31 protein-coding genes are annotated in these 26,219 nt (G+C 70.7%); 12 read left to right on the top strand and 19 right to left on the bottom strand.

Annotated features, from left to right (window positions below; all coding sequences use genetic code 11):
* Positions 1-5 precede the first annotated feature (5 nt).
* Entirely contained in the window at positions 6-1,148 is a 1,143-nt protein-coding gene (locus ACIRSS_RS31485) for a hypothetical protein (protein ID WP_400901148.1), read from the top strand.
* Positions 1,141-1,686, top strand: a complete 546-nt coding sequence (locus ACIRSS_RS31490) for a hypothetical protein (protein ID WP_400901150.1) — start codon at positions 1,141-1,143, stop codon at positions 1,684-1,686. Before ACIRSS_RS31485 ends, ACIRSS_RS31490 begins: the two co-directional genes overlap by 8 nt.
* 130 nt (positions 1,687-1,816) lie before the next feature.
* On the opposite strand, the gene ACIRSS_RS31495 is transcribed toward ACIRSS_RS31490, so the two are convergent.
* Positions 1,817-2,071, bottom strand: coding sequence for a DUF397 domain-containing protein (locus ACIRSS_RS31495; protein ID WP_400901152.1), 255 nt, complete (start codon positions 2,069-2,071; stop codon positions 1,817-1,819).
* Between the two features lie 285 nt (positions 2,072-2,356).
* Between ACIRSS_RS31495 and ACIRSS_RS31500 the strand changes: the two genes are divergently transcribed.
* Both ACIRSS_RS31500 and ACIRSS_RS31505 read left to right on the top strand, forming a co-directional pair.
* Positions 2,357-2,626 (top strand): hypothetical protein, encoded by a 270-nt coding sequence (locus ACIRSS_RS31500; protein WP_400901154.1) that lies wholly within the window; start codon positions 2,357-2,359, stop codon positions 2,624-2,626.
* A 3-nt stretch (positions 2,627-2,629) separates the two neighbouring features.
* Positions 2,630-2,884, top strand: a complete 255-nt coding sequence (locus ACIRSS_RS31505) for a hypothetical protein (RefSeq protein ID WP_400901156.1) — start codon at positions 2,630-2,632, stop codon at positions 2,882-2,884.
* Between the two features lie 72 nt (positions 2,885-2,956).
* On the opposite strand, the gene ACIRSS_RS31510 is transcribed toward ACIRSS_RS31505, so the two are convergent.
* From ACIRSS_RS31510 to ACIRSS_RS31525, 4 genes are all read right to left on the bottom strand, one after another.
* Positions 2,957-3,562 carry a class I SAM-dependent methyltransferase gene (locus ACIRSS_RS31510; protein WP_400901158.1) on the bottom strand — a complete coding sequence of 202 codons (606 nt, stop codon included), beginning with the start codon at positions 3,560-3,562 and terminating at the stop codon, positions 2,957-2,959.
* Positions 3,559-4,407: an SAM-dependent methyltransferase gene (locus ACIRSS_RS31515; RefSeq protein ID WP_400901160.1), complete on the bottom strand. Its 849-nt coding sequence runs from the start codon at positions 4,405-4,407 to the stop codon at positions 3,559-3,561. Before ACIRSS_RS31515 ends, ACIRSS_RS31510 begins: the two co-directional genes overlap by 4 nt.
* Positions 4,404-5,231, bottom strand: coding sequence for an SAM-dependent methyltransferase (locus ACIRSS_RS31520; RefSeq protein ID WP_400901162.1), 828 nt, complete (start codon positions 5,229-5,231; stop codon positions 4,404-4,406). The genes ACIRSS_RS31515 and ACIRSS_RS31520 overlap by 4 nt, the downstream gene beginning before the upstream one ends.
* Before the next feature lie 100 nt (positions 5,232-5,331).
* Positions 5,332-6,195, bottom strand: coding sequence for a helix-turn-helix transcriptional regulator (locus ACIRSS_RS31525; protein WP_155548665.1), 864 nt, complete (start codon positions 6,193-6,195; stop codon positions 5,332-5,334).
* A gap of 236 nt (positions 6,196-6,431) precedes the next feature.
* Here ACIRSS_RS31525 and ACIRSS_RS31530 point away from each other — a divergent pair, with 236 nt between their 5' ends.
* Complete coding sequence (locus tag ACIRSS_RS31530) at positions 6,432-7,352, top strand: MBL fold metallo-hydrolase (protein WP_400901165.1); 921 nt, start codon at positions 6,432-6,434, stop codon at positions 7,350-7,352.
* 85 nt (positions 7,353-7,437) lie between these two features.
* A complete protein-coding gene (gene gndA / locus ACIRSS_RS31535; RefSeq protein ID WP_400901167.1) occupies positions 7,438-8,877 on the top strand; it encodes an NADP-dependent phosphogluconate dehydrogenase in 1,440 nt (479 codons plus the stop codon).
* Positions 8,878-8,973: 96 nt separating this feature from the next.
* On the opposite strand, the gene ACIRSS_RS31540 is transcribed toward gndA, so the two are convergent.
* The 6 genes from ACIRSS_RS31540 to ACIRSS_RS31565 are packed head-to-tail and all read right to left on the bottom strand — an operon-like array spanning position 8,974 to position 14,430.
* Positions 8,974-9,711 carry a Clp protease N-terminal domain-containing protein gene (locus tag ACIRSS_RS31540; protein WP_400901169.1) on the bottom strand — a complete coding sequence of 246 codons (738 nt, stop codon included), beginning with the start codon at positions 9,709-9,711 and terminating at the stop codon, positions 8,974-8,976.
* 52 nt (positions 9,712-9,763) lie between these two features.
* Complete coding sequence (locus ACIRSS_RS31545; protein WP_400901171.1) at positions 9,764-10,933, bottom strand: 4-hydroxybenzoate 3-monooxygenase; 1,170 nt, start codon at positions 10,931-10,933, stop codon at positions 9,764-9,766.
* Positions 10,933-12,156 carry an NAD(P)/FAD-dependent oxidoreductase gene (locus tag ACIRSS_RS31550; protein ID WP_400901173.1) on the bottom strand — a complete coding sequence of 408 codons (1,224 nt, stop codon included), beginning with the start codon at positions 12,154-12,156 and terminating at the stop codon, positions 10,933-10,935. Before ACIRSS_RS31550 ends, ACIRSS_RS31545 begins: the two co-directional genes overlap by 1 nt.
* 24 nt (positions 12,157-12,180) lie before the next feature.
* Positions 12,181-12,972: an IclR family transcriptional regulator gene (locus ACIRSS_RS31555; RefSeq protein WP_400901175.1), complete on the bottom strand. Its 792-nt coding sequence runs from the start codon at positions 12,970-12,972 to the stop codon at positions 12,181-12,183.
* A gap of 1 nt (position 12,973) precedes the next feature.
* A complete protein-coding gene (locus ACIRSS_RS31560; RefSeq protein WP_370970206.1) occupies positions 12,974-13,291 on the bottom strand; it encodes an NIPSNAP family protein in 318 nt (105 codons plus the stop codon).
* On the bottom strand, positions 13,291-14,430 hold the full coding sequence (locus tag ACIRSS_RS31565; protein ID WP_400901177.1) for a 5-methyltetrahydropteroyltriglutamate--homocysteine S-methyltransferase: 1,140 nt from the start codon (positions 14,428-14,430) through the stop codon (positions 13,291-13,293). Before ACIRSS_RS31565 ends, ACIRSS_RS31560 begins: the two co-directional genes overlap by 1 nt.
* 120 nt (positions 14,431-14,550) lie before the next feature.
* On the opposite strand from ACIRSS_RS31565, the gene ACIRSS_RS31570 reads away from it, so the two are divergent.
* Positions 14,551-15,873, top strand: coding sequence for a nucleobase:cation symporter-2 family protein (locus ACIRSS_RS31570; protein ID WP_400901179.1), 1,323 nt, complete (start codon positions 14,551-14,553; stop codon positions 15,871-15,873).
* On the opposite strand, the gene ACIRSS_RS31575 is transcribed toward ACIRSS_RS31570, so the two are convergent.
* Positions 15,824-16,138 (bottom strand): TetR-like C-terminal domain-containing protein, encoded by a 315-nt coding sequence (locus tag ACIRSS_RS31575; RefSeq protein ID WP_400901181.1) that lies wholly within the window; start codon positions 16,136-16,138, stop codon positions 15,824-15,826. The two genes, ACIRSS_RS31570 and ACIRSS_RS31575, sit on opposite strands and share 50 nt — an antisense overlap.
* A gap of 86 nt (positions 16,139-16,224) precedes the next feature.
* On the opposite strand from ACIRSS_RS31575, the gene ACIRSS_RS31580 reads away from it, so the two are divergent.
* Positions 16,225-16,527: a hypothetical protein gene (locus tag ACIRSS_RS31580; protein WP_400901183.1), complete on the top strand. Its 303-nt coding sequence runs from the start codon at positions 16,225-16,227 to the stop codon at positions 16,525-16,527.
* Here ACIRSS_RS31580 and ACIRSS_RS31585 read toward each other — a convergent pair whose 3' ends face one another.
* On the bottom strand, positions 16,528-17,043 hold the full coding sequence (locus ACIRSS_RS31585) for a hypothetical protein (RefSeq protein WP_400901185.1): 516 nt from the start codon (positions 17,041-17,043) through the stop codon (positions 16,528-16,530).
* 170 nt (positions 17,044-17,213) lie between these two features.
* On the opposite strand from ACIRSS_RS31585, the gene ACIRSS_RS31590 reads away from it, so the two are divergent.
* Positions 17,214-17,954: a rhomboid-like protein gene (locus ACIRSS_RS31590; protein ID WP_400901187.1), complete on the top strand. Its 741-nt coding sequence runs from the start codon at positions 17,214-17,216 to the stop codon at positions 17,952-17,954.
* Between the two features lie 43 nt (positions 17,955-17,997).
* Positions 17,998-20,310 carry an EAL domain-containing protein gene (locus ACIRSS_RS31595; protein ID WP_400901189.1) on the top strand — a complete coding sequence of 771 codons (2,313 nt, stop codon included), beginning with the start codon at positions 17,998-18,000 and terminating at the stop codon, positions 20,308-20,310.
* On the opposite strand, the gene ACIRSS_RS31600 is transcribed toward ACIRSS_RS31595, so the two are convergent.
* The 4 genes from ACIRSS_RS31600 to ACIRSS_RS31615 all read right to left on the bottom strand — a co-directional run bounded on the left by ACIRSS_RS31600 (position 20,304) and on the right by ACIRSS_RS31615 (position 23,182).
* Entirely contained in the window at positions 20,304-21,089 is a 786-nt protein-coding gene (locus ACIRSS_RS31600) for an arylamine N-acetyltransferase (RefSeq protein WP_400901191.1), read from the bottom strand. The genes ACIRSS_RS31595 and ACIRSS_RS31600 overlap by 7 nt on opposite strands.
* Positions 21,090-21,122: 33 nt before the next feature.
* On the bottom strand, positions 21,123-21,473 hold the full coding sequence (locus ACIRSS_RS31605) for a YciI family protein (protein ID WP_400901193.1): 351 nt from the start codon (positions 21,471-21,473) through the stop codon (positions 21,123-21,125).
* Between the two features lie 94 nt (positions 21,474-21,567).
* The gene (locus ACIRSS_RS31610) at positions 21,568-22,158 is read right to left on the bottom strand and encodes a cytochrome P450 (protein WP_400901195.1); all 591 of its coding nucleotides are present in this window, start codon (positions 22,156-22,158) and stop codon (positions 21,568-21,570) included.
* Between the two features lie 457 nt (positions 22,159-22,615).
* On the bottom strand, positions 22,616-23,182 hold the full coding sequence (locus tag ACIRSS_RS31615) for a class I SAM-dependent methyltransferase (RefSeq protein ID WP_400901197.1): 567 nt from the start codon (positions 23,180-23,182) through the stop codon (positions 22,616-22,618).
* Positions 23,183-23,291: 109 nt separating this feature from the next.
* On the opposite strand from ACIRSS_RS31615, the gene ACIRSS_RS31620 reads away from it, so the two are divergent.
* Positions 23,292-23,675, top strand: a complete 384-nt coding sequence (locus ACIRSS_RS31620; RefSeq protein ID WP_400901199.1) for a hypothetical protein — start codon at positions 23,292-23,294, stop codon at positions 23,673-23,675.
* A gap of 34 nt (positions 23,676-23,709) precedes the next feature.
* Here the strand turns inward: ACIRSS_RS31620 and ACIRSS_RS31625 are convergent, their stop codons facing one another.
* Positions 23,710-24,072 carry a hypothetical protein gene (locus tag ACIRSS_RS31625; RefSeq protein WP_400901201.1) on the bottom strand — a complete coding sequence of 121 codons (363 nt, stop codon included), beginning with the start codon at positions 24,070-24,072 and terminating at the stop codon, positions 23,710-23,712.
* Positions 24,073-24,263: 191 nt separating this feature from the next.
* A complete protein-coding gene (locus ACIRSS_RS31630; protein ID WP_400901202.1) occupies positions 24,264-24,929 on the bottom strand; it encodes an NAD(P)-dependent oxidoreductase in 666 nt (221 codons plus the stop codon).
* 770 nt (positions 24,930-25,699) lie between these two features.
* On the opposite strand from ACIRSS_RS31630, the gene ACIRSS_RS31635 reads away from it, so the two are divergent.
* Positions 25,700-26,089 carry a winged helix-turn-helix transcriptional regulator gene (locus ACIRSS_RS31635; protein WP_400901204.1) on the top strand — a complete coding sequence of 130 codons (390 nt, stop codon included), beginning with the start codon at positions 25,700-25,702 and terminating at the stop codon, positions 26,087-26,089.
* The last annotated feature ends 130 nt before the right edge of the window (positions 26,090-26,219 follow it).

Below are 26,219 nucleotides of genomic sequence, written 5' to 3' on the forward strand. Positions count from 1 at the left end.
GGGGAATGGATCTCACCGCATCCGGCGTGCGCACCACGTCGGTGGCGAAACAGGCGCGAACGGGGTTGCTGCCGGCGAACGTCGTGCTCGGCGGTTCGCTCTTGTCACTGGTCGGGCTGACCTGGGACATCCAGTGGCACAGCGACGTCGGGCCGGACACGTTCTTCACGCTGCCGCACTTGTTCCTGTACGCGGGCAGCGCGGTCGTCGGCCTGGCGAGCCTCGCCGTCGTGCTGCTGACGACGGCGGCGCGGCGCGCGGGCCGGCCGGTCGACCCGCGGGTCGGCGGGCGCGTGGTCAACGTGTTCGGCCGGACGTTCGCGGCGCCGCTGGGCTACCTGGTTTCGGGCGTCGGCGCGGCCACCTTCCTGCTGTACGGCCTGTGGGACCAGTGGTGGCACGGGCTCTACGGCTTCGACGCGGTCATCGACTCGCCGCCGCACATCGGGCTGCTGCTGTCGATCACGGTGTCGCTGATCGGCACGACCGCGGTGTTCGCCGCGGCGCGCGAGCACCTCTGGGGGCGGATCGGCACGCTGGCTTCGCTGACCGTGCTGCTCACCTTCGGGCCGGTGCTGTCGCTCGGACTGCAGCAGGTGCCGGACGACTACGCCGACGCCGTCTCGATCGGCTGCTCGATGATGGCGGTGCTGCTCGTCGCGGTCGGCGCGAGCTTCCTGGGGCGCCCCGGCGGCGCGGTCGGCACCGCGGCGCTGGTGGCGGTCGTGCAAGGCATCTTCTGGTGGTTTTCGCCGTGGGCGGCGAAGGCGTACGCGGATCTGGTCGACTTGCCGCTGCGCGACGCGATTTCCGGCGTGCCGGAGATGCCGTCGCTGACGCCGCTGGCGCTGCTGCCGGTGGCCGCGCTGATGGAGCTGGGGTACCTCGCCGGCCGGCGCCGGGGGTGGCGCGCGAGCCGGGTGTCCGTGGTCGTCGGCGGGATCGCCGGGGCGCTGCTCGGGCTGAGCCTGCCGGTCCAGCGCACCCTGCTCTACACCGGCGCGCACCTGCCGCCGTCCTGGTGGCTGGCGACGACGGCCGTGTTCAGCGGCCTGTTCGGGCTGCTCGGCGGGTTCGCCGGGTGGCGGTTCGGCGGGATGCTCCGGCTGCTGGCGCCCGCGAAGAAGGGGGAAACCGCTGATGCGTAAGACACTCCTGGCCCTGGCGGCCGTCGCCGGGCTGCTGTTCGCGACCGCGGCGCCGGCGAACGCCTACGAGCCGGTCAACATCGTGCACACCGAGCACGTGCAGGCCGGGCCGTACGCGCTGACGATCGGGTTCAGCACCTGGCCGGTGAAGGCCATGCAGTCACTGGACTTCACGTTCATCCCCGACGGCGGGATCGAGGACAAGTCCGGCACGCTCACGATGATCAACCCCGAGGGCGGCAAGAACCGGACGCAGCCGCTGGTCCGGCACCCGCGCAAGCGCGACGTCTGGGGCCTGGACGTCCGCTCGATGCCCCGGCCGGGCGAATGGACGTTCCACTTCACGGTCAACGGCCCGGCGGGGTCCGGCACGGGCGACCTGCGCGCGCTGCCGGTGCTCGAACAGCCGGGGCCGCCGATGGGCTTGAGCTGGGCGATCAGCACGCTGCCGTTGATCGGGCTCGTCGTGCTGGTCGTGGTGGCCTGGCGCCGGACTCGCGGGCGGCTGCGCGGGGGTGAGCTTCCGGCAACCGGGTGAGATTCCGCTCACATCGCGCACTCAGGCGTATCCGCGCTGTCGCGAAGGCCTCCTTCACCGTGACGGGAAGGGGGCCTTCGCGATTTCTACGCACGGACGGGTGATCATGATCACCCGCGCAGGGGAGGACTCAAGCGGGCAGGTCGAACTGCCCGGCCTTCACGGCGACCAGGAACGCTTCCCACTCAGCGGAGTCGAACACGAACACGGGGCTCGTGGCGAGCTTGGTGTCGCGGACACCGATCAGACCTTCGCGACCGAGGTTGACCTCGACGCAGTTCCCGCCGTTGGGCTCGCTGGCGAACGACTTTTCCCAGGCCGCCTCTTCGAACAGGGACACGGCCGTGTTCGGATCGTAATCCGCGAACGACGGATAATCCGCCATGGGTCGTACCTCCGAGGATCGATGGGGGGCGCGGCCGCGACCTGGTCGAAAGTACCCGCGTCCGGCTACTCAGTGTCTCAATGGAGTACGCCGCACGGCCAAGCGGGTGATCAACTAGGTCTGGCCTCGACATGAAGATTATTCCAGGAGTAGGATTAATCGCATCGGCCGGGGCGCTGGCGTCGGTGAATGACTGCCTGCATGCGGCGGGCGGTCCCCGAACGCGGGCCACTGGCTGACGACCGACAAACCCACCACCGCAGGACCTCATGGGGGAGGATCAGCGTGATCGTCGAGGACAGCGCGCCACCGAGCGTGCTCGTCGTGGGCAGGCTCGCCCGGGGAACCGCGGGTGAGGCCCGCCGGGTGGTCCACGTCTTCGGACTGGACGTCACTCGCAGCACGACGGAGCTGGTCCGAACCAAGTGCGGGGAAGCGCTTTCCCGTGCCGACGTGGAATGGCTGGCCCCCGGGGCCGGCATGCCGTGCGAACCCTGTCTCGGACTGACCGGCGGCGAACGCGCCCGGTCGCCGCGACGAGAGCTGGGGGTGTAGACGATGGCCGTCCGGCTGAACTCGCTCTTCCGCCGCGAGGAAGAAGAGCACCGTGGCCGCCGGGGAATCGGGAACGAGCTGCGGAACCGCTTCGGTTTCAGCCTGATCCAGGCACCGCTGCGCAAGACGACGACCTGGGCCACGGACCAGGACGTCCCGCTGCAGCGCTACCCGGACGGGATCCGGACCACGCGCCCGCTGGAGACCGCGATCGACCTGACGCCGCTGCTGCGCGGCCGGATCGGGTCGCGCGTTTGAGAGCCTGAACTGCCGTACCACCACAGAAGAGCCCCGGTTCCCGATGGGACCGGGGCTCTTGCCGTTGCGGGGCTACGGTTTCCGCAGGAACAACCGGCCCTGACGGTACGGCCGCTCCCCCTCGACGTGCTCCCGGTACAGCCGGCCCACCTCGACCAGCCCCGCCGCGGACGCCATCGAAGCCAGCGCGTCCAGCGGCCACACGTACGCCGTCGTCACCTTGTGGTCGAACTCCGCCACCGGGCCGTCTCCGGCCTCGAAGCACCCCAACAGAACGTGACCGCCGGGCGCCAACGTCCGGGTGAATTCGGCGAAGTACCGCGGTACCTCCGCCGGCGGCGTGTGGATCAGCGAATACCACGTCAGGATCCCCGCCAGTGACGCGTCGGGCACGTCCAGAGCCGCCATCGAACCCTCGTCGAACCGCAGCGAAGGATGAGCCGCGCGCGCCAGGGAAACCATCGCCGGCGACACGTCGACGCCGAACGCGTCGACCCCGAGGGAACTCAGGTGCGCCGTGAGGTGGCCCGGCCCGCAGCCGACGTCGGCGACCGGGCCGTGGCCGCGCACGTAGTCCGCGAACGCCGTCCACGCCGCGCGGTCCAGCGGGTCGTCGTCCCAGATGTCGCGGACGAACTCGGCGTACTGGACCGCGACCGCGTCGTAGGCAGCCGTCACGGTTTGCGGCCGAGGCCGCAGATGTGGCCGACGAACGCCGGGTCGTTCGCGAGCTTCTTCGTCGCCTTGGACTCCATCTCCTCCGGGTGCCACTCCGGCAGGTAGACGATGCCCGGCTCGACGAGCTCCAGGCCCTCGAAGAACGTCGTGAACTCCGCGCGGCTGCGCAGGTGCAGCGGCGTGCTCGACTTGTTGTACTGCGCCATGATCGACTCGCGGCTCTCGGAGTCGGCCATGTTCTCGAGGCCGTCGCTCGTCAGGTGCGAGGACAGGAAGTACGAGCCGGACGGCAGCAGCGACAGGTACTTCTGGATGGTCTGGGCCACCGGCTCGTCCTCGCCGAGGAAGTACAGGACGCCGACCATGATCAGGCCGATCGGGCGGTTCGGGTCGAGGACGCCGGTGTCGAGCGCGCGCTTCCAGATGTCGGCCGGGTCGCGCAGGTCGCCCTGCAGCACCGCGTGCCGGTCCGCGACGCCCTCGCGCTCCAGCAGGATCTGCGAGTGGGCCACCGCGACCGGCTCGTTGTCGACGTAGACGCACCGCGCGTTCGGGTTCACCTCGGCCGCGACTTCGTGGACGTTGCCCACCGTCGGCACGCCGGACCCGAGGTCGAGGAACTGGTCGATGCCGTTGCGGGCCAGGTACCGGACGCCGCGGCCGAGGAAGTCGCGGCCGACCCGGGCCACGGTCTTGATCATCGGGAACGTCTTGACCGCCTGCTCGCCGAACTGCCGGTCGATGGCCCAGTTGGCGTCCCCGCCGAGGAACCAGTCGTAGATGCGGGCGGCGTTCGGCCGCTCGAGGTCGACGCCTTCGGGGGCCTCGGGATCCTGCGTGGTCATGTCCATCCTCCAGGCTTGCGGCCGACACCGCCGACCACGCTCGCGAGGGGGACCGTGGCGGCGCCGGGCTCGGGACGCCACTCTCCCACAGGCACGATTCCCGGCTCGACCACCTCGAAGTTACCGAAGAACGCGGCGATCTCGTCGAGCGTCCGGGACACCGCGGGCGAGCTCGACCGCTCGGACAGCTTCACCAGCCGGCGGATCTGCTCCAGCTCGTCGCCCTCGACGCCGGACTCGGTCGCGTGCGAGAGGACGTACGCCGACCCGGGCGCCAGCAGCGTCCGGTAGTCGCGGATGGCTTCGCGGACGCCGGTGACGTCCGGCAGGAAGTGCAGCACGGCCACGCTGAGCAGGCAGATCGGCCGGTCCGGGTCGAGCACGCCGGTGGCCAGCGCGGCTTCCCAGACCTCGTCGGCGTCGCGCAGGTCGGCGTGCAGGACGGCGTGGCGCTCGGGGTCGCCCTCCTCGTCGAGCAGGATCCGGCCGTGCGCGACGGCCACCGGCTCGTTGTCGACGTAGACGCAGCGGCTGTCGTCGGCGTACTCGTCGGCCACCTCGTGGACGTTGCCGGCGGTCGGGATGCCGGAGCCGAGGTCGAGGAACTGCGTGATGCCCTCGGCCAGGCAGTAGCGCACGGCCCGGCCGAGGAAGTCGCGGTTGCCCCGGGCCAGGGTCTTCGCCAGCGGAAACGCTTTCAGGGCCAGCTCGCCGTACTGCCGGTCGATCGCCCAGTTCGCGGTGCCGCCGAGCGCCCAGTCGTAGATCCTCGCCACGTTCGGCCGGTCGAGGTCGACGACGTCGGGGAGGAAGTCGGGGTCCACGATGTCCCCTTCGGGCGAAACTTCCGGTGGATTCCAGCGCAACAGGCCGACTCTACCGAAAGTTGTTCACCGGACTCGATAGCTCCGGCGGCCGTTCGCCCTATTGGAGCTGCTGCATCTGGCCGCGGTAACCCTCCGCAAGCTCCTTGAGGAACTGCCGGGTCTCCTGCCGCTCCAGCGCGGCTCCACGCAGCCGGTCCCACGAGTCGACGAAGATGTTGAAGTCCTTGACGTCGTCGAGGTACAGCCCGCCGGCGGAGTGCTCGATGTAGACGAAGTCCCGGGTGCGGTCCGGGAAGCGCATGATCGTGAAGTCGTTGGGCACCGCGGCCAGCCGCGCCCCGAACGGCAGTACGTGCACGTACACGCGCGGGTGGCGTTCGAGCGAGAGCAGGTGCTCGACCTGGTCGAGCATCACCGCGGGCGCGTACCCGCCGGGGGCCCGGCGCAGCGCGCCCTCGCTGATGATGAACCGGTAGTAGGGCGGCTGCTGCTGCTCGAACACGGCCTTGCGGTCGAGCCGGTTGCGCACCAGCGACGTCACGTCGGTCGCGCCGGCCTCGGTGAACTGCTTGAGCATGTAGTGCTCGGACTGCAGCGGACCGGGGATGCGCTCGCCGTGCCAGGTGAGGATCTCCGCGGCCGCGGGCTCCAGGTCGGTGAAGGTGCGGAACCAGTGCGGCACCACCGAGCGGTAGCCGGACCAGTGGCCGCGCTGCCCGGCGGCCGCACGCGCCAGGTTCATCAGCGTGTCGGCTTCTTCGCCGTTGATCCCGAATGCGTTCAGCATGGATCGCACATCCCCGAGCTTGACCCCGACGGCACCGGACTCGATCTTGTTGACCTTGCCCTGGGTGCAGCCGAGGACCTCGGCGACCTGCTGCTGTGTCATCCGCGCCGCGGTGCGGGCGTGCCGGAGCTCGTTCCCGAGCTGCTTCCGGCGCGAGGTGACGGTGCTGGCCATCGCCCTGCTCTCCCGGACCACTACCAAGCGACGGCGGCCTCCCGGTCGCCGTCGCGCGCGAACTATCGAACCCACCCAGGCTAGTGCTTGACCTTGCGGATCTCGATGATGACATCGCGCAGCGTTCCAGGAAACGCCGCGGAATGCCAGTCACCTGCGCTATCACTCGCCTGGACCAGCGAAATTCCGAATTATTCCGCCAACCGGCGGAGCCCGGTCTCGGGCAGACTGGGCCGGTGACCGATCGTTCGCCCTCCGCCGCCGCCGTCACCCGGCTGGCCGACCAGGTCCACGGCTACGTCCAGCCGGACGGCTCCTGGTACATCAACAACTGCGGCGTCGTCGACGCCGGCGACCACACCGTCCTCATCGACACCTGCTCGACCGAGCGCCGCACGCGCGCGCTGCTCGCCGCGGTGGAAGCCGCCACCGGCAGCCCGGTGACGACGCTGGTGAACACCCACCACCACGGCGACCACACCAACGGCAACTACCTGGTCGAGGGCGCGACGGTCATCGGCCACCGCAAGACGCGGGAGCTGATGGTCGCCGAGGGCATCCAGACGTTCGAGGGCATCTTCGTCGGCAACGACTGGGGCCAGCTCGAGTCGCGGCCGCCGGAGGTCGTGTTCGACGACCGGCTGACCGTGCACGCCGGCGACGTCACCCTCGAGCTGATCCACCCCGGCCACGCGGCCCACACGACCAACGACGTCCTGGTCTGGCTGCCCGAGCAGCGCGTGCTCTACGCCGGTGACCTGGTGTTCAACGGCGGCAGCCCGTTCGCGCTGATGGGCTCGGTGGCCGGCTGGCGCAAGGGCCTCGACGTCATCCGGGAACTCGACCCGGAAGTGATCTTGCCTGGTCACGGCGGCCCGTGCGGGCTCGACGTGGTGGACACAGTGGACGCGTACCTGAGGTTCGTCCAGGAGACAGCCGAGCGGGGGAAGGCCGCCGGGCTGTCGCCGCTGGAGGCCGCGAAGGAGGCGGACCTCGGCGAGTTCGCGTCGCTGAGCGAGCAGGAGCGGCTGCCGGGCAACCTGCACCGCGCGTACGCCGAGCTGGACGGCGCCGAGTGGGGCGCGCAGATCGACCTGGTCGCGGCGATCACCGACATGCTCGCCTACAACAAGGGCCCGATCCGCTGCTTCTCCTGAACTGAGTGAGCTGGTCCTCCGTGCCCTCCCTTGAGGCGTCGATCGGACTACTGTCTGAATCGAGAGAGTCTTCGGAAGGATGCGGATGAGCAAGAAGGCGAGCATCGGGGTCACCGGCCTGGCGGTCATGGGCCGCAACCTGGCCCGCAACCTGGCCCGGCACGGGCACACGGTGGCCCTGCACAACCGGTCCGAGGAGCGGACCCGCGCGCTGGTGGAGCAGTTCGGCGACGAGGGCGACTTCATCCCGGCGTACTCCGCGCAGGCGTTCGTCGACGCGCTGGAGCGGCCCCGGCAGGTCGTGATCATGGTCAAGGCGGGCGGCCCGACCGACGCCGTCATCGAGGAGTTCGCGCCGCTGCTCGAAGAGGGCGACGTCATCATCGACGCCGGCAACGCGCACTTCGCCGACACGCGCCGCCGCGAGAAGGCGCTGCGCGAGCGCGGGCTGCACTTCGTCGGCAGCGGCGTCTCCGGCGGCGAGGAGGGCGCGCTGCACGGGCCGAGCATCATGCCCGGCGGCTCGAAGGAGTCGTACGAGTCGCTCGGCCCGCTGTTCGAGGACATCTCGGCGAAGGTCGACGGCGAGCCGTGCTGCACGCACATCGGCGCGGACGGCGCCGGCCACTTCGTCAAGATGGTGCACAACGGCATCGAGTACGCCGACATGCAGCTGATCGCGGAGTCGTTCGACCTGCTGCGGCACGCGGGCGGCTACTCCCCCGCCGAGATCGCCGACGTGTTCCGCACGTGGAACACCGGGCGCCTCGACTCCTACCTGATCGAGATCACCGCCGAGGTGCTCGCGCACGTCGACCAGGCGACCGGCAAGCCGTTCGTGGACGTCGTCGAGGACGCCGCGGAGCAGAAGGGCACCGGCCGCTGGACCGTGCAGATCGGCCTCGACCTGGGTGTCCCGATCTCGGGCATCGCCGAAGCCGTCTTCGCGCGTTCGCTGTCCGGGTCCAAGTCGCTGCGCGCGGCGGCCCGCGGGCTCGGCGGCCCGTCGGCGTCGCCGCTCACCGGCTCGGCGCTGGACCGCTTCGCCGACGACGTCGAGCAGGCGCTGTACGCGTCGAAGGTCGTCGCGTACGCGCAGGGCTTCAACCAGATCCAGGCCGGCGCGACGGAGTACGGCTGGGACATCGACCTGGGCAAGGTCGCCTCGATCTGGCGCGGCGGCTGCATCATCCGCGCGAAGTTCCTCAACGACATCACCTCGGCCTACGCCGACGAGCCGGAGCTGCCGACGCTGCTCACCTCGGGCGGCTTCCGCAAGGCCGTCGAGGACGCGCAGGACTCGTGGCGGTCGGTGATCTCGACGGCGGTGCAGCTGGGCATCCCGACGCCGGGCTTCTCGACGGCGCTGGCGTACTACGACGGCCTCCGCGCCGACCGGCTGCCGGCGGCGCTCGTCCAGGGCCAGCGCGACTTCTTCGGCGCGCACACCTACCGCCGCGTGGACCGCGAAGGTTCGTTCCACACGGCCTGGGCCGCCGACGGCCGCCCGGAGTCCGAGGCCTGATCAGCCGCTGCTCTGACCGGGAAAACCCCCTGGTCCTTCCCGGTCAGAGCAGCGTCACCAGCAGCAGCGCGAGCAGCGCGGCGGCCAGCAGGAGCCTCACTGCCCGCGGGCGGCGAGGATCTCCGCCAGCACCTCCAGGATCTTCGCCTCGGCCTTGTCCTTCTTGACGCCGAGGCCGTCGAGCACCTCGAAGCCGCTGCCTTCGCCCTGTTCCAGCAGCGCCAGGAGCAGGTGCTCGGTCCCGATGTAGTTGTGGCCGAGCCTCAGCCCCTCGCGCATGGTCAGCTCGAGGGTCTTCTTGGCGGCCCCGGAAAACGGCACCACGTTCGGCACCGGGTCGACCGGCTCGGGCAGCCGCGCTTCGGCGGCTTCGCGGACGGCGTCCAGCGAGACACCCTGGGCCAGGAGCGCCCCGGCCGCCAGCGCGGCCGGCTCGGTGAGCAGGCCCAGGACGATGTGCACGGTGTCGATGTACGGGCTGGCGTGGTCGACGGCCGCCTTCTGGGCCTCGACGATGACGTGCCGGGCCCGGTCGGTGTAGCGGCCGTAGACGCGCTCGATCGTCCCGGACGGATCGCCGCCCGGATCGACCTTCGGCACGAACCGCTTCTGCGCGGCCTGCTTGGTGACGCCCATGCTGGCACCGATGTCGGTCCAGGAGGCCCCGGACCGCCGGGCCTGGTCGACGAAGTGGCCGATCAGGTGGTCGGCGACCTCACCGAGGTGCTGGCCCACGTAGACGGCGTCGGTGAGCTGGGCGAGGGCGTCCTTCTCGTTGTTGCTCTTGATCGCGCTGATGAGGTCGTCGAGCTTGATCTGGGTGGGTTCGGTCATGACGTCAACTGTAGGTTGACGCTCTGGGTGCGTCAACCACGAGTTGACGATCTCAGGCGAACGGCAGCCCGACGTAGTTCTCGGCCAGGCTGGTCGCCGCCGCGCGCGACGACGTCGTGTAGCGCAGCTGCGACAGCTGCAGCTGCCGCGCGAAGCCGTCGGCGTGCGGGTCGGTGTGCAGCATCGTCGTCATGAACCAGGAGAAGTGCTCGGCCCGCCAGACCCGCCGCAGGCAGGTGTCCGAGTAGGCCGCGGCCAGGGATTCGTCCCCGCGCAGCAACGCTTCCAGGGCCCGCGACAGCACCCGGACGTCGGCGATCGCCAGGTTCATGCCCTTCGCGCCGGTCGGCGGGACGATGTGCGCCGCGTCGCCCGCGAGGAACAGCCGGCCGTGGCGCAACGGTTCCGCGACGAAGCTGCGCATCGGCGTGATGCCCTTGTCGAGGATCGGGCCTTCTCGCAGCGTGAAGTCGCCTTCGACCTCCAGGCGAGCGGTCAGCTCCGCCCAGATCCGGTCGTCGGACCAGGCTTCGAGGGACTCGGCCGGGTCGACCTGCAGGTACAGCCGCGTGATTTCCGGTGTGCGCATGCTGTGCAGCGCGAACCCGCGCTCGTGGTGGACGTAGATCAGCTCGTGGTGCGACGGCGGCGTCTGCGCCAGGACGCCCAGCCAGGCGAACGGGTACTCACGCTCGTACGCCGTCAGACTGTCCGCAATGGACGGACGCGAGATGCCGTGGAAGCCGTCGCAGCCCGCGACGGCGTCGCATTCGATGGTCTGCGAGACACCGTCGGAGTCCCGGTAGCGCACGACCGGCCGTTCGGTGTCCACATCGGACAGAATGACGTCCGAAACCTCGTACGAGATCGGCCATCCGCGGGCCTCGTGCGCGTCGATCAGGTCCTTGACGATCTCCTGCTGCCCGTACACGGTGATGCGCCGGCCGGTCAGCTCGGTCAGCGCGATCCGGTGGTCGGCGCGGTCGAAGCGCAGCGACAGGCCCTCGTGCGGCATGCCATCCGCGGCCAGCCGGTCGCCGAGCCCCAGCGACGTCAGCAGCTCGACGGTCGGCTGCTCGCACACCCCGGCGCGCACGCGCTGCCGGACGTACTCGCGGTCGCGGGCCTCCAGGACCACGCAGTCGATCCCGGCTTCGTGCAGGAGGAAGGACAGCAGCAGCCCGGCCGGGCCGGCGCCGATCACCGCGACCTGGGTGCGCATCACGCCGCTCGCGACTTCAGGTGCGCCTTCAGGTCGAACGCGCTCGCTTCGAGGTCCGCGTACGCCGGGTGCGGGTCGGCGGTGAACAGGCGCCGGGCCGCGATGTGGTCGGCCGGCCGGTTCACCGACTCGACGGCGATGAGGACGTCGTCGCGGAAGGACAGCACCGAGAACTTGCCCGCGGCCCGGTCGCCCGCGACCACCGTTTTGTCGGCGCCGGACAGGATCCCGGCGATCTGCAGCTTCGCGCCCGACTGGTCGGTCCAGAACCACGGCAGGCTCGCGTACGGCTCGGGCGTTCCGGTGATCGCGGCGGCCACGCAGCGAGCCTGGTCGACGGCGTTCTGCACGGACTCCAGCCGCGTCGCCGCGCCCGCCTGCACGCACGGGAAGTTGGCGCAGTCGCCGATCGCGAAGATCCGCTCGTCGGCCGTCCGCAGGTGCGCGTCGACGACGACGCCGTTGTCCACGGGCAGGCCGGCTTCGGCGGCGAGGGTCGTCTCCGGCACGACGCCGACGGCAACGACGACCAGGTCGGCGGGCAGCCGGGTGCCGTCGGACAGCTCGACCTCACGCACTCGCGAGTCGCCGTGCAGCGCCGAGACGCCCTGGCCGAGCAGGACCGTGTGCCCGGCTTCGCGGTGCAACGCGGCGAAGTAGGCGGAGATCTCCGGCGTCGCGACGCGGTTGAGCAGCCGGTCCTGGGCCTCGACGATCGTCACCGGGCGGCCGGCGTGCGAAGCGAACTCCAGCCCGATGAACCCGCCGCCGACCACGACGACGTTCTCGGCCTGCTCCAGGGACTCGCGGAGCTTGTCGGCGTCGTCGCGCGTGCGCAGGGTCAGCACGCCGGGCAGGTCCGCGCCGGGCACGGGCAGGGTCCGGTTGCGCGCGCCGGTGGCCAGGACGAGGAAGTCGTACTCCAAGGCGCGGCACAGGTCGATCGCGACGGTGCGCTCCTCGCGATCGATGGCCAGGACCCGCCCCTCGAACAGCGTGATGTCCTTCTCCGCGAAGAAGTCCTCGCCGCGCAGGTGCAGCTGTTCGAGCCCGGCGGTTCCGGCCAGGTAGGCCTTCGACAACGGCGGCCGCTGGTACGGCACGCCCGGCTCGTCCCCGATCAGCACGACGCGGCCGTCGAAGCCGCGGTCGCGCAGCGACGCGACGGCCTGGAACCCGCTCTGACCCGACCCGACGACGAGCACCGTGTTCTGTGCACCCATGCCTGCCATCCGATCACAAGAGCCTCAAGCCGTCGAGGAGTCACCGGAGGACCGCAGGGCCCGGGGCGCCCCGAGCACCCGCGAGATCCCTCGCGCGGCGGCCCGGACGGCCGGGACCAGCGTCCGCGGGTCCGTCCCTTCCGCCGGGACGACCACCGAGATCGCCGCGACGACCTCGTCCGTCGAGTCGAAGACCGGGGCCGCCACCGACAGCGAGATCAGCTCGATCTGGCCGTCGCTGATCGCGTAGCCGTCGCGGCGGACGTCGGCCAGGACGCGGCGCAGCTGCCCGGTCGAGGTGATCGTCTTCGGCGTGAACGGCTTGAGCGGGCCGGCCAGGACCTCGTCCTGCGCCTCGGCGGGGGCGTGCGCGAGCAGGACCTGGCCGACGCCGGTGGCGTGCGCGGGCAGCCGGCCGCCGACGCGGGTCAGGACGTTGACCGCGCCGCGGCCGGAGATGCGCTCGACGTAGACGACCTCCGGCCCGTCGAGCACCGCGAGCTGCACGTTCTGGTGCGTGGCCTCGTAGAGGTCCTCGAGGAACGGCATCGCGCTCTCCCGCAGCTCGGCGCCGTGCGGGGCGAGCGACGCGACTTCCCACAGCCAGAGCCCGACGCGGTAGACGCCGGCCTCGTCGCGGACGAGCGCGCCGCGCCGGGTCAGTTCCCCGGCGATCCGGTGGGTCGTCGACAGCGGCAGCCCGACGCGGCGGCTGAGCTCGGACAGCGTGAGCTGCGGCCGTTCGGCCGTGAACGCGCCCAGGAGGTCGAGGACGCGGTCCACGACCGACGGCGGCCGCTTCGCGCTGTGTCGCACGTCAGAGATCGTCGTCCGGGAGCAGCGGGCGCATGAACGACCGCCGGTACCGCACCACGCACCCGCTTTCGTCGCGGATCTTGTCGGCCTCGATGAAGTCCGGGTCGACGCCGAACAGCGTCCGGTAGCGCTCGTACGCGGCGAGGCTCTCGAAGCTGAACAGCGCGCGGGCTTCGTCGCTCGCGCCCTCCGACGGCAGGAAGTAGCCGTGGTGGACACCGCCTTCCCGCTGCACCAGCCGCATCCACGCGGCGGCGAAGCGTTCGAAGTCGGCGAGCTTCGCGGGGTCGATGACGTAGTCGACGACGCAGGTGATCATCAGTGGCCGCCCCAGACCCGGTCGGCCGTGGCCACGATCAGCTCGAGCTTGCGCAGCTGGTCGTCCGGGGTGAGGTCGTTGCCCTCCTCGGTCGAGGAGAACCCGCACTGCGGTGACAGGCAAAGCTGGTCGATGTCGACGTACTGCGACGCCTCTTCGATCCGCCGCACCAGGACGTCCGGGTCCTCCAGCTCCGGCCGCTTGGTCGTGACCAGGCCGAGGACGACCTTCTTGTCCTTGGGCACGAACCGCAGGGGTTCGAAGCCGCCGGAGCGTTCGTCGTCGAACTCCAGGAAGAACCCGTCGACGGCCAGGTCGCCGAACAGCGCTTCCGCGACGAACTCGTAGCTCCCGGAGGCGACCCACGACGACCGGAAGTTGCCGCGGCACAGGTGGGTCGTCACCGCGAGGTCCTCCGGACGGCCTTCCAGGGCCGCGTTCAGCGTCGCGATGTTGCGCAGGTGCTGGCGGTCCGGGTCGCCGCCCATCCGCGCGACGAGCTCCCGCTGCGCCGGGTCGTTGAGGTAGGCGAGGCTGGTGTCGTCGAGCTGCAGGTACCGGCAGCCGAGCCCGGCCATCGCGGCGATCTGCGCTTTGTAGGCCGCGCTCAGGTCGGTGTAGAACTCCTCGAGGTCCGGGTAGACGGTCTCGCTGACCGCCGCCCGGCCGCCGCGGTAGTAGACCATGCTCGGCGACGGGATGGTCAGCTTCGGCGTCACGCCGGGGTCCACATGGGACTGCAGGAACTCGAAGTGCTCGGCGAAGATCGGCTCGTCGAGCCGCACCTTGCCGTCGACCTGCAGGCCGGGCGGGCTGAACTCGAGGTCGCCCGCCAGGTTGTGGAACTTGACGTGCAGCCGCTCGTCGCTCTTCGAGACGCCGCCGAGCGCGTAGATGAAGTCCATGTGCCAGGAGGCACGCCGGAACTCGCCGTCGGTGGCCGAGCTCAGCCCGGCCGCCTTCTGCATCTTGATGACGTCGCGGATCGCGTCGTCCTCGACCGCGCGGAGCTGCTCCACGCCGATCTCGCCGCTTTCGCGCCGCCGACGCGCGTCACGCAGCACCGGGGGCCGCAGGAGGCTCCCGACGTGATCGGCGCGAAACGGCGGGCCCACCTGGGAAATACCACCCGAAGTCATGCACCGATGGTCACACATCCGGGACCGTTCCGCCGCCCCCCGAAACAAGATCATGACGTCGGAGTCTTGCTACCGTCACGCGCGACGCGTTGGCTGTCCCCCGGTGAAAGGGGCCTGTGCATGACGAAACACCCGGTCGACGAAGTCCTGCCCGCCGGACGGCTGGCCCTGCTCGGCCTGCAGCACATGTCGATCATGTACGCCGGCGCGGTCGCGGTACCGCTGATCGTCGGCAGCGCGCTGAAGCTGGACCCGGCGACGATCGGGCTGCTCGTCAACGCCGACCTGCTGGTGGCGGGCATCGCGACGCTGATCCAGGCGGTCGGCATCGGCAAGCTGCTGGGCATCCGGCTGCCGGTGGTCGCCGGCGCGACGTTCAGCGTCGTGAACCCGATGATCCTGATCGCGTCCCAGTACGGCCTGCCCGCGGTGTACGGCGCGATGCTGGCGTCCGGCGTCTTCGGGCTGCTCATCGCGAAGCCGTTCGCGAAGCTGATCCGCTTCTTCCCGCCGCTGGTCACCGGGACGCTGCTGCTCGTCATCGGCGTCTCGCTGCTCGGCCCGGGCGCGGGGCTGATCGCGGGCAACGACCCGACGGCGTCCGATTACGCGGCCCTGTCGCACATCCTGCTCGCGTTCGGCGTCCTCGCGCTGCTGGTGCTGTTCACGCGGGTGCTGCGCGGGTTCGCCAACCAGATCGGGCCGCTGCTGGCGCTGGCGATCGGGCTGGTGGCCGCGATCCCGCTGGGGCTGGTGCACTGGGACACCCTCGGCGCGGCGAGCTGGTTCGGCCTCGCTTCGCCGTTCCACTTCGGGGCGCCGACGTTCCCGGTCGCCGCGGTGCTGTCGATGTGCGTGGTCATGCTGGTGACGTTCACCGAGTCGACCGCCGACATGATCGCCGTCGGCGAGATCACCGGTCGCCCGCCGACCGACTCCGACCTCGCGCGCGGCCTCGCCACCGACGGCTTGTCGGCCGTCCTCGGCGGCGTCCTGAACTCCTTCCCCGACACGGCGTTCGCGCAGAACGTCGGCCTGGTGCGGATGACCGGCGTGCGCAGCCGCTGGGTGGTCGCGGTGACCGGCGGGATCCTGGTGCTGATGGGCCTGGTGCCGAAGATCGGCGCGTTCATCGCGGCGATCCCGCAGCCGGTGGTCGGCGGTGTCGCGGTGGTGATGTTCGCGATGGTCGCCGCGGTCGGCGCGCAGAACCTCCGCACGGTGGAGTTTTCGGGCAACCACAACACGTTCATCGTCGCGGTCGCGCTCGGAGTCGGCCTGCTGCCGGCGTTCGCCCCGAAGATCTTCCAGCACTTCCCCGCGTGGCTGCAGACGATCTGCGGCAGCTCGATCACGGTGGCGGCGGTCCTGGCGTTCACGTTGAACCTGCTGTTCAACCACCTCGGCCGGCGTTCGGAGCCGGATCTGCTGGAAGCGCCGTGAGCACCCGCTCGACGAGCCGGGCCCCCGTGCCCGGCTCGACCGGGCGCCGGAACAGCACGCGCAGGTAGAGCGGGGCCAGGACGAAGTCGAGGACCTCGTCGACCGTCGGCACCCGCTCGCCGCGCGCGGCGGCCTTGTCTAGCGTCGCCTGCAGGTCGTCGCCGCGGGCCTTCAGGTACTCGACCGGCTCGCGGTCCGGGGGCCATGGTGGCGACGAGCGCGCGCAGCACGATCTGGCCGTGCCGGTCGCGCATCGCGCGTGCACGGCGTCTCGGACGCGGGCGCTACGGCCACCGGGTCGAGTCGTGAGCGCAAGAGCGCGAGCAGTTCCTCGCCCAGCCGCAGGTCGGCATGCTGAGCTTCGCCGCCGAGCCCGGCCGCGCCCCGCTGACCACGCCGATCTGGGACCGCTACGAGCCAGGTGGCGACGTCGTCGTGATGACGTCACCGGGCCTGCGCAAGACCCGGCTGATCGAGGCGGCCGGCCGGTTCGCGCTGTGCGTCCAGCAGCAGGACGGCGTCTACAAGTACGTCTCGGGTGAGGCCTACACCGACGCGACGGACGGCACCCACGGCGACAACATCGCGATCGTGATGCGCCCGGAACGCTGGAACACGTCGGACTTCAGCGACGTCACAGAGCAGCCGGCCTGATCACCAGCAGATGATCAGGATGCACGACGGCCGCGGCGGGGCCGGGGGCGTCGCCGGGTGCGTCGGCTGCTGGCCGGCCGGTGGGGTAGTCGTGGTCGAGGTGACCGAACTGGACGGGTCGCCGCTGGTCGGTGTGGTGGTCGGCGTCGCGGCGCCGGAGCTGCTCCGGGTGGTCGGGTCGGTGCCCGGCACCTCGGTGACGGTCTCGCGGGGCACGCCGACACCCGGGACAACGTCGCCGCCGCCGGTGCCGCCCTCCGGCGGCGAGTCCGTGGCCTGGTCCGCGCCGCCCAGCCCCGTGGTGCGCTGCGGGAACGGGATCACCTGGATCTGGTCGACCGGGGACGCGTCCTGCCTGCCCTTGCCGCCGAGGCCGACCAGCACCGCCGCGGCGCCGCAGCCGATGACGACGGCGAGCATCACCGCGAGCACCCGCCACCGCGACTGCCCCGGTCCTGAGCGCTCGCCCCAGCCCTCGCGCACGAGCAGCTCGGCGACCGATACCTCGTCGTTCACCCCGACAGACCTTCCCGAGAGGCCTTTCGGCCGACATCGTGGCCGTATTTTTACCGCACAAGACCCCCGAAAGGGTGAGTTTCTGGCAAAAATTCGTCACGTAACGAACCTTTTGACTGTGGGTGACATTCCACAGCGGATTCACAGCTGCGGTTCGGCAAGCTCCCAGCATGACCGGCGAAGCTCGGAGCATGCTGCTGAAAGCCGATCGGCCGGTCCCCCGGATCGCCGTGCCGCGCCGCAGCCTGCGCGCGTTCGTCCCGACCCCGCGGACGACCCCGTTCACCTTCGGCTACCTGGTGGTCCTGCTCGGCACGACGCTGCTGCTGAAGTTCGCCGACCCGGAGCTGACCAACCGGCTGCTCCAGCTGTCCAGCACCGACGCCCACAACCTGTGGCGGCGGCCGCTCAGCTCGCTGCTGACCAGCGCGCTCTGGCTGTCCGACGAAGGCTGGCTCGCCTACGTCGTGATCTTCGCGATCGCCGTCGCGCCGCTGGAACGCCGGTTCGGCGCCCGCCGCACGGCGATCGTGTTCTTCTCCGGCCACGTGGTGGCCACGCTCGTGACCGAGCTGCCGGTGATGGCCCTGATCAGCACCCACGTACTGCCGAACTCGGCCGGGCACTGGCTCGACATCGGCGTCAGCTACGGCTTCTTCACGACCGCCGGCGCGCTCGTCTTCCTGCTGCGCGGCCGCGCGCGGCCGGTCGCGCTGGCCGTCGTGGAGGCGTTCATCGCGGTGATCTGGCTGAGCGACGACCCGACGACGCTCGACTCGGTCGTCACGCTGCTCGGCCACGCGTTCGCCGCGCACTTCGGCCTGCTGTTCTGGGGGCCGCGACTGCGCGGCTCTTCCGCAGGCCGGACCGGGATTCGGGCGGGTAGGCAGGCGCCGGAGTCGGTGGTGTAATCGACCGAGCCACACGCCGACTGCCGGGGGGGGACGGACGCTCATGCAGGCAGACTCCCTCGCCGAACTGGTCGAGCTGAGTCCGGACGCGATCTGCGTCCACGAGAACGGCGTCCTGACCTACGCGAACCGCGCCGCCCTCGAGACGTTCGCGGCGCGCTCGGCCAACGAGGTGGTCGGCCGCCGGTTCACCGACTTCGTCGCCGAGGAGTCGCGGGCGGCTGTGGTGGAGAAGCTGGCGCGGCTGACCGAGCCGGGGCAGGCGAGCGAGCCGGTCGAAGCGCTGATGTCCCGGCTGGACGGCAGCAAGTTCGCCGTGGAGGCGGTGTCGGTGCGCCTCGGCGGCCGGCTCGCCTACCAGGTCGTCATGCGGGACATCACGGCGAAGAAGGCGGCCGCGGACGCCCTGCGCTACCAGGCCGCGCTCGTGTCGCACGTCAGCGACGCGCTGATCGCGACCACCGGCGACGGCGTCGTGACCAGCTGGAACCCGGCCGCCGAGGCGGTGTACGGCTGGACCGCGGCCGAAGCCGTCGGACGGCGGGCCGGCGAGCTGGTCGGCGCGCCGCTGGACCTGCGCGGCGGCGGGGTCACCGAAGCGGTGCACCGGCGGCGGGACGGGGCTCCTCTGGCGGTCCGCGTTTCGGCAGCTGAGATGAACGACGGGTACGTGCTCGTCTGCGCGGACGAAACCGCGCGGCGGCGGGCCGAGCAGAACTACCGCACGGTCGTCGCGTCGCTCGACGAAGGCGTGCTGGTGATGGGGCCGACCGGGCTGATCGAGGCCGCGAACCCGGCCGCGTGCCGGATCATCGGCGTCGCCGAGGCCGACCTGATCGGCGTTCCGTGCCACACGCTCGTGCTGTTCACCGAGGACGGGCACTGGATCCCGCCGGACGAGACGCCGTCGGTGCGGACGCGGCGGACCGGCGTCCCGCACAACGGCCTGGTGGTGCGGCTGCGCCGGCCCGACGGCCGCGACGTCTGGGTGTCGCTGACCTCGCGGCTGCTCAACCCCGACGACCCGGCGGCGCTGGCCGTGGTGACGTCGTTCACCGACATCACCGAGACCCGCGCGATCAGCGCGCAGCTCGCGCACGACGCCACCCACGACCCGCTGACCCGGCTGGGCAACCGGACCCTGGTGCTCGACCGGCTCGCCGCCGACCGGCGCGGCGCGGTCACCGTCCTGTTCCTCGATCTGGACAAGTTCAAGGTCATCAACGACTCGCTCGGGCACTCGGTCGGCGACCAGGTGCTGCGGATCGTCGGCGAGCGCCTGCGCCGCTGCTCCGGGCGCGACGACCTGGTCGGGCGGCTCGGCGGCGACGAGTTCGTCGTCGTCACCGGCGAGGTCACCGACCCCGGGGAGGTGCGGGCGCTCGCCGAGCACCTGCGGGCCGCGCTGGCCGAGCCGATCGGCGTGCTCGGCCGTCAGCTGCACCTCGACGCGAGCATCGGCGTCGTGCTCGTCGGTCCCGCGGACCGCCGCAGCGCCGAGGACCTGCTGCGCGACGCCGACGTGGCGATGTACCAGGCCAAGACGCTCGGGCGCGGCCGCCACCACTTCTTCGACGTCGGCCTGCGCGAGCGGATGCAGCGGCGGCTGCGGATGGAGCAGGACCTGCGCGACGCGGTGCACGACGGCCAGCTCTGGCCCGCTTACCAGCCGGTCGTCGACCTGCGGACCGGCGAGATGGTCGCGGTCGAGGCGCTGCTGCGCTGGACGCACCCCCGCCACGGCGCGATCTCGCCCGCGGAGTTCATCCCGCTGGCCGAGGAGAGCGACCTGATCAACGTCATCGGCAAGGAGATGCTCCGCGCGACGACCCGCGAGCTCGCCACGCGGCGCGGCGAGCAGGGCCTGGATCTCACGCTGAAGGTCAACCTGTCGACGCGCCAGCTCGACGACCCGCACCTGGTGCCCGCGGTGCAGGACGCGCTGGCCAGCACCGGGCTGCCGGCCGCCGCGCTCTGCCTGGAGGTCACCGAAAGCGCGTTGATGCGCGACCAGGAAGCGGCCGCGGAAGTGCTGGCGTCCCTGCGTTCCCTCGGCGTGCTGCTGGCGATCGACGACTTCGGCACGGGCTATTCGTCGCTCGCGCAGCTGCGGCGGCTGACGCTGGACACGCTCAAGATCGACCGGTCGTTCATCACCGGGATCGCGGAGTCGCGCGACGCCGAGGCGATCGTCACGAGCATCATCGCGATGGCGCACGCGGTGGACCTGACGGTGATCGCCGAGGGCGTCGAATCCGCGGAGCAGCTGGAGCTGCTCCGCACGCTCGGGTGCGACCAGGCCCAGGGCTACCACCTCGGCCGCCCGGTGGCGGCGGCCGAGCTGTTCGGTCAGTAGACCTGCTTGAGCCTGCTCAGCTCGTCCGGCGTCAGTTCGATGCCGAAGTCCTTGAGGGTGGCGTCCAGTTCTTCCGGTGCGACGGTGGTGACTTCCTTGCTGCCGTCGGGCTTTTCGACGGTGAGTTCGCGGCCGAGCAGCTTGCGGCTGACGCCCGGTTCGAGCGTCATGATCACCAGCCGTCCGGTGAACGGCGACTTCGGGTGCGTCGAGGTGTAGTGGTGGTAGACCTCGTAGTCGATCGGGTGCATGCCGTCGAGCCGGAAGTCGAGCAGGTCCTCGTCGCCCTTCTTCAGCGTCCACCAGCCGTTCTTCTCGGTGAGCCGGTGCGGCCAGCCGGCCTGGTCGGTTTCCTGGCCGTCGACGAGCGGCATCGGGGCGAGGATCCCGGCGCCGAACCCGACGTCGGCGTGGAAGCGTTTTCCGTCGACCTCGGCGACGAGCGTCATGTGCGTGTAGGGCCCCGGCCGCCGCGGCTGGACGCGCGCGGCGAGCCGGTGGACGCGGTAGCCGAGCTGCTCGAGGACGGCGGCGAAGAGGCCGCTCTGCTCGTAGCAGTAGCCGCCCCGCCGCCGTCCGACGAGCTTCGCGTGCACGACGTCGAGCGAAATCCCTTGGTGCTGCCCGAGAACGACGTCGACGTTCTCGAACGGGATGGCCTGGACGTGGGCGCGCACCAGGTCGGTGAGCGCTTCTTCGGACGGCGGCCGCCGTCGCTGCCCGACCCTCGTCAGGTAGGCGTCCAGGTCGACGGCGTCGGTGCCCCACTCGGTGCTCATGGGTTCAGCGTGCACCCTCGACCTCGATCGAGGTCAACCCTCGTGGACGATCTTGCGCACCTCGACGGCGGTGTACTGGGCGTCGGGGATCATCGCGGCCAGCTCGACGGCGCGTTCCTCGGTCTCGACGTCGACGATGTAGTAGCCGCAGAAGAAGGCTTCGGTCTCGATGAAGGCGCCGTCCTGGACGTCGGTGGCCCCGTCCTTGACCCGCACGGTCTTGGTCTCCGACGGCTCGGCGAGCGCCTTGGTCCCGACCATTTCGCCGGTGTCGGTGATGAGCTTGGTGAAGTCGCCGTGGCCTTCGTAGACGGCGTTCTTCTGGTCGTCGGTGAGGGTGTCCCAGAGGGTCGGGTTCATGTGGAGGGTCAGGAGGTATCGCATATCGGCTCCCCGGCGTGGGTGGCGGCCCCGGGTGGGCTGCCTTTCGCCGGGTGGTCGGGGCGGGACTTCCGGACCGGACACGGCGGTTTCGGGTTCACTCGTTCGGCCTAACGAGCAGGCTGGTCAGCCCGCGGATCCGGATCCCTTCGCGCCAGGCGACGTCGTCCGCCGCCAGGCTGAGCCGGGGGAACCGCCGCAGCAGCCGCGTGAGCGCGACCTGCGCTTCCAGCCGCGCGAGGGGCGCGCCGACGCAGTGGTGGATGCCGTGCCCGAAGGCGATGTGCCCGGCCGGGTCGCGGGCCAGGTCCAGCCGGTCGGCCGCGTCGAACCGGGCCGGGTCCCGGTTGGCCGCCCCGACCGCGACGTGCACGAACTCGTCCGCCGCGATGGCGACCCCGCCGAGCTCCAGGGGTTCGCCCGCGTAGCGCAGGGTCGCGAAGCCGACCGGCCCGTCGTAGCGGAGGAGCTCTTCGACGGCGGCGGGCACTCGCGTCAGGTCCGCGCGCAGCGCGTCGAACTGGCCGGGGTTGCGCAGCAGGGCGTACACGCCGTTGCCGATGAGGTTGACGGTGGTCTCGTAGCCGGCGAAGAGCAGCAGGAAGGCCGTAGCGACGAGCTCGCGCTCGCCGGGGTTCTCGCGCTTGGGCCGGGCGAGGTCGACGAGGAACTCCTTGAGGTGCCGCACCTGCGCGGGCGCCGCGGTCGCCCGGGTCCGACGCCGAGCAGTTCGCCGATCACGGTGACGGGCAGCGGAACGGCGAACTCCTCGAGGAGGTCGAACGGGTCGCCGGTGGGCTCGTCGAGCAGCGCGTCGGTGATCTCTTCGACCCGCGGCCGCAGGGCTTCGACGGCCCGGGCGGTGAACGCCTGGTTGACGAGCTTCCGCAGCCGGGTGTGGTCGGGCGGATCGGCGTCGAGCATGTGCGTGCTCGCGGTCGCGGCGATCCCCGCCCACCGGGCGTTGGCCCCGGCTTTCCGCAGCCGCGGATCGGCGAGCGCGGCCCGTGCCTCGGCATAGCCGGTGACGACCCAGCCGATCTTCCCGTCGGGGAACCGGACGCGGTGCACGCTGCCGCGTTCGCTCCACCGGCGGTAGTGCCGGTGCGGATCGGCGAAGAAAGCGCTGTCGAGTTCGAGCACGGTCAGCTCGTGATCAGGTAGCGGTCGTCGTCGATTTCCTTGCCCCACAAGGCAGGATCGTCGAGCGTCCAGACTTCGGCGTCATCGCGGTGCGCCTTGACGAGGGCTAGGCAGGCATCCCGGGTGAGCCCGGCCCCGGTGAACCAGCGCCCTTCGACGAGGACGAGCCGGCCATGGGGGTTGAGCAGCCGCACCCACTTCTCCAGGGCGGCCCCGGGGTCGGCCATGGCCCAGAGAACGTGCCGCCCGAGGACGACGTCGTAGCTGCCCGGCGAGCAGGGCGGATCGACGGCATCCCCGAGCCGGAAGTCAACGGTCCCCCGGGCTTTTTCCCTGGCGACGTCGAGCATCGCGGTCGAGGAGTCGACACCACAGACGTCGTGACCGGCCTCGGCGAGGAGAAGGGAGAGACTACCGGTCCCGCACCCGAGGTCGACGACTTTGCTTCCGGCGCCGGGCATGAGCGGGAGGAGAAGGTCGGCCCAGGCCTGGCGGACGGCGGGGTCCTTGAGGCCGTGGTCGGGCTGCTCGTCGAAGAACGCGGCTTCGGCGTCCCAGGGGTTCGGCATCACGCTAGGTCTTTCGCGGCCGGCGAGGCGTTCGTTTCCCGGGGGCGTCCGAGCCCCGCGGCAAGGCAGTACATGCCCGCATTCTCGCCGGATCCGCTATTAGTTGGCCATGGTGTACATCAGGTTTCAGAGCACCGAGCCCAACCCCGACGGGCGGCACCCCGGTTTCTTCGGGTTGATCAACAACCTCAGCCGGTCGGGCAGGCTGACCCCGGCGCAGGAGGAGTTCCGCCGGGCCAACCACGCCTGGTACGAAGCGCACTACACGAACCCGTCGGAGGCCGACCCGGCCGTCTACGACCGCGCGGTCAACCCGGGCGCGACCGCCTGGTTCAAGGAATCGGCCGAAGAGCTCGTCGCCCGCGCGGGCGGCTACCTCGAAATCCTCGACGCCCACGGCATCGGCTGCACCAAGCTGGTGGCGCACGAGGCGCCGGGACAGATCGTCTACGAGGACGCCGACCAGATCGTCGTCGTCCCGCACCGGAGCTGAGCCCGAACACAAGACCGCCCCGACCTGACCACGGCTAAGGGTTGATGGTCCAGCGGAACGAGGTGGTGGCGGTCCGCTGATCGATGACGTCCTTCACCGTCCCGTTGACGGTGTAGTCACCGGCCACTGTCGACGTGCCGCTGATCTTCCCGTAGGACGTGTAGGTCAGACCCGGCGGCAGGCCCACGATGTTCCAGTCACAAATGTAGTTCTGGTGGTAGCAATAGAGCTGGACCGGAGTGACCGGGACGCCGGCGGTGCCGGTCTGGGGGCCGGGATTGCTGGCCGTAAGAGGTGGCTTCGGATCGGCCGCGGCCTCCTGGGTGGCCGTCACCAACCCGCCGGACGACAGCACCAAGGCAGCCACGAATGTCAGCGATCGCTGCAACCGGCGCATTTCCCCTCCTGGATTCCGAACTCCGCCGACGGCGACCAGCCGCTGATCGGCAACGTACCGAGGGTAAAGATCGGGATCGCCCCGAGACGTCTCTCATCGTGCGACCACGCCTTCGTCGATCCGCCACCAGCTCAACGGTCAGGAGCACCGGGCTGCTGACACGGGGACCAGCCGCGGCTTGGCGGGACGGGTCAGCCGCGGGTGTTCCAGACCAGGGGCGCTTTGCGGATCCACCCGTCGTCCTCGATCGTCTGGATGAGGAACTGGGCGAGGTCGGCGCGGTTGATCCGGGCGCCGGGCTTTTCGGTGCCGGCCTCGGCGGCCCGCACGGGGCCACCGGCGGGTTTGTCGGTCAGGGTGACGGCACGGGCCAGGGTCCATTCGATGCCGGACGAGGCGCGGACGACCTGGTCGACGCCGGTGTGGTCCTCGAAGCCCGCCTTGATGTTCGACAGCTTGATGAACGCCTTCACCAGCGGGTTGAGCCGGGCCCAGTCGTCGCCCGCGCCCTGCGTGGACGTCAGCACGATGCGGCGGATGCCCTGCTCGCCCATGACGGTGAGAGTGTCGCGGGCGGCGGCGGTCATGAACGTCGGCGGGCTGACCGGCTTGGCCCACGGGTTGTCGGAAGCGCGGCCGTTGTTCAGCACGCTGATCACGGCCTCGGTGCCTTTGGCGGCCCGGCGGATGTCGTCGATGTCGGCAGGGGTTCCCTGGATCAGTTCGACGCCGGCGGGTGCCTGCACCTTGTCGGGATTGCGGACCAGGGCGCGGACGTGGTGGCCGCGCTGGGCCGCGTACTCCAGCACGTGAGCGCCGGTGCGGCCGCTGCCGCCGAAGACCAGGAGGTTGCTCATGGTGATCGAAATGCCTTTCGAGGAGTGAATCAGGCACGCTCGGGGACGGCGCAGCCGTCCGGTCCGCAGACCGGGGCGTCGCCGGCGGGGGTGAGGGGGTGGCTGTCGTCCCACGCCTTGCGCAGCAGCTCAAGGAAGCTGTCGCTGTCCTGGGCGCCGGGCACGCCGTACCGGTCGTCGACGACGATGAACGGCGCGCCGGTCGCCCCCCAGGCGCTGGGCGCGAGCCGCGTCGTCGCGGACCTGCCGGCGGTAGCGGCGGTCGGCCGAGCTCGTCGGAGAGCCCCAGGAGGGCGTCCAGGGAGAAGACCGGCTCGGCCTTGCCGAAGTAGGTGGCGAAGATCGCGTCCCAGGCCTCGAGGTTCTTGCCGTGGGCGCCGGCGTGGGCGAGGAACTCGTGCGCCAGGTCGGTGTTGCCGACCCTGTTGTCCAGCACCCGGTAGGGGATCAGGCCCTCGCTCTCGGCGAGCTTCTCGATCCGCCGGGTCGAGGTCTCGGCCTGGCTGCCGCCCACACCGTGCCGGCGGAGCAAGGCCTCGCGGACGGAGAAGGTGTCGCCCTCGGGGAAGCCGCTGCTGAGCGGGAACGAGTGGTGGGCCAGTTCCACCTCGGGTCACCTCGGACCAGATGTCCACCTTCATCAGGAAACTCCAATTCTTACAACTTGTGCGTAACGCCATGGTGGACCAGCATGGAAGGCGATACAAAAGGCACACCGGTGTGCGTACCGGAGAGGAATGTGCGTAATGGAGACGGCCGACGGAGCACAGGTGACGGCACGAGCGGCGGCGATCGGGCCGTGCGCGGCCATCCCCGCCGAGCACATGGCGTTCATCCGCCAGACCCTCGACCGCGTCGGCGACAAGTGGAGCTTGCTGGTCATCGCGGTCCTGGAGTCCGGACCGCTGCGCTACACCGACCTGCAGCGGCAGGTCCCCGGCATTTCCCAGCGCATGCTCAGCCTCACCCTGCGCCAGCTCCAGCAGGACGGCCTGATCACCCGCACCGCCTACGCCGAGGTCCCTCCGCGCGTCGAGTACACCCTCGCCCCGCTGGGCCGCGGCCTGCACGACATCGTCACGTCGCTGATCGGCTGGGCCGCCGACCACCACGACGAGATCCGGGCCAATCGCGAGCGCGCCGCAACGGCCGGCCCATGACCGGCGACGGCCGGTTCCTGCTGTCGAACTCACATCGCGCGCGGAGTTCGGCCCTGCTCGACAGTGGCCACGGCCAAGATCGGCCCCATACACAAGAAAGCCGCCTTGACGTGAGTCAAGACGGCTTCTT

Origin of the sequence: Amycolatopsis sp. NPDC101161 (assembly GCF_044768185.1) — a bacterium.
GTDB lineage: Bacteria > Actinomycetota > Actinomycetes > Mycobacteriales > Pseudonocardiaceae > Amycolatopsis.

Excerpts from the sequence above, each read along its gene's own strand:
- ACIRSS_RS31630 (WP_400901202.1), bottom strand. The coding sequence starts at position 24,929 with ATGAGCAACCTCCTGGTCTTCGGCGGCAGCGGCCGCACCGGCGCTCAC.
- ACIRSS_RS31620 (WP_400901199.1), top strand. The coding sequence starts at position 23,292 with ATGGTGTACATCAGGTTTCAGAGCACCGAGCCCAACCCCGACGGGCGG.
- ACIRSS_RS31525 (WP_155548665.1), bottom strand. The coding sequence starts at position 6,195 with ATGGCCAGCACCGTCACCTCGCGCCGGAAGCAGCTCGGGAACGAGCTC.
- ACIRSS_RS31570 (WP_400901179.1), top strand. The coding sequence starts at position 14,551 with ATGACGAAACACCCGGTCGACGAAGTCCTGCCCGCCGGACGGCTGGCC.
- ACIRSS_RS31515 (WP_400901160.1), bottom strand. The coding sequence starts at position 4,407 with ATGACCACGCAGGATCCCGAGGCCCCCGAAGGCGTCGACCTCGAGCGG.
- ACIRSS_RS31560 (WP_370970206.1), bottom strand. The coding sequence starts at position 13,291 with ATGATCACCTGCGTCGTCGACTACGTCATCGACCCCGCGAAGCTCGCC.
- ACIRSS_RS31550 (WP_400901173.1), bottom strand. The coding sequence starts at position 12,156 with ATGGGTGCACAGAACACGGTGCTCGTCGTCGGGTCGGGTCAGAGCGGG.
- ACIRSS_RS31615 (WP_400901197.1), bottom strand. The coding sequence starts at position 23,182 with ATGCCGAACCCCTGGGACGCCGAAGCCGCGTTCTTCGACGAGCAGCCC.
- gndA (WP_400901167.1), top strand. The coding sequence starts at position 7,438 with ATGAGCAAGAAGGCGAGCATCGGGGTCACCGGCCTGGCGGTCATGGGC.
- ACIRSS_RS31495 (WP_400901152.1), bottom strand. The coding sequence starts at position 2,071 with ATGGCGGATTATCCGTCGTTCGCGGATTACGATCCGAACACGGCCGTG.
- ACIRSS_RS31505 (WP_400901156.1), top strand. The coding sequence starts at position 2,630 with ATGGCCGTCCGGCTGAACTCGCTCTTCCGCCGCGAGGAAGAAGAGCAC.
- ACIRSS_RS31600 (WP_400901191.1), bottom strand. The coding sequence starts at position 21,089 with ATGAGCACCGAGTGGGGCACCGACGCCGTCGACCTGGACGCCTACCTG.
- ACIRSS_RS31590 (WP_400901187.1), top strand. The coding sequence starts at position 17,214 with ATGACCGGCGAAGCTCGGAGCATGCTGCTGAAAGCCGATCGGCCGGTC.
- ACIRSS_RS31565 (WP_400901177.1), bottom strand. The coding sequence starts at position 14,430 with ATGACTTCGGGTGGTATTTCCCAGGTGGGCCCGCCGTTTCGCGCCGAT.
- ACIRSS_RS31485 (WP_400901148.1), top strand. The coding sequence starts at position 6 with ATGGATCTCACCGCATCCGGCGTGCGCACCACGTCGGTGGCGAAACAG.
- ACIRSS_RS31540 (WP_400901169.1), bottom strand. The coding sequence starts at position 9,711 with ATGACCGAACCCACCCAGATCAAGCTCGACGACCTCATCAGCGCGATC.
- ACIRSS_RS31580 (WP_400901183.1), top strand. The coding sequence starts at position 16,225 with ATGCTGAGCTTCGCCGCCGAGCCCGGCCGCGCCCCGCTGACCACGCCG.
- ACIRSS_RS31605 (WP_400901193.1), bottom strand. The coding sequence starts at position 21,473 with ATGCGATACCTCCTGACCCTCCACATGAACCCGACCCTCTGGGACACC.
- ACIRSS_RS31545 (WP_400901171.1), bottom strand. The coding sequence starts at position 10,933 with ATGCGCACCCAGGTCGCGGTGATCGGCGCCGGCCCGGCCGGGCTGCTG.
- ACIRSS_RS31490 (WP_400901150.1), top strand. The coding sequence starts at position 1,141 with ATGCGTAAGACACTCCTGGCCCTGGCGGCCGTCGCCGGGCTGCTGTTC.
- ACIRSS_RS31595 (WP_400901189.1), top strand. The coding sequence starts at position 17,998 with ATGCAGGCAGACTCCCTCGCCGAACTGGTCGAGCTGAGTCCGGACGCG.
- ACIRSS_RS31625 (WP_400901201.1), bottom strand. The coding sequence starts at position 24,072 with ATGCGCCGGTTGCAGCGATCGCTGACATTCGTGGCTGCCTTGGTGCTG.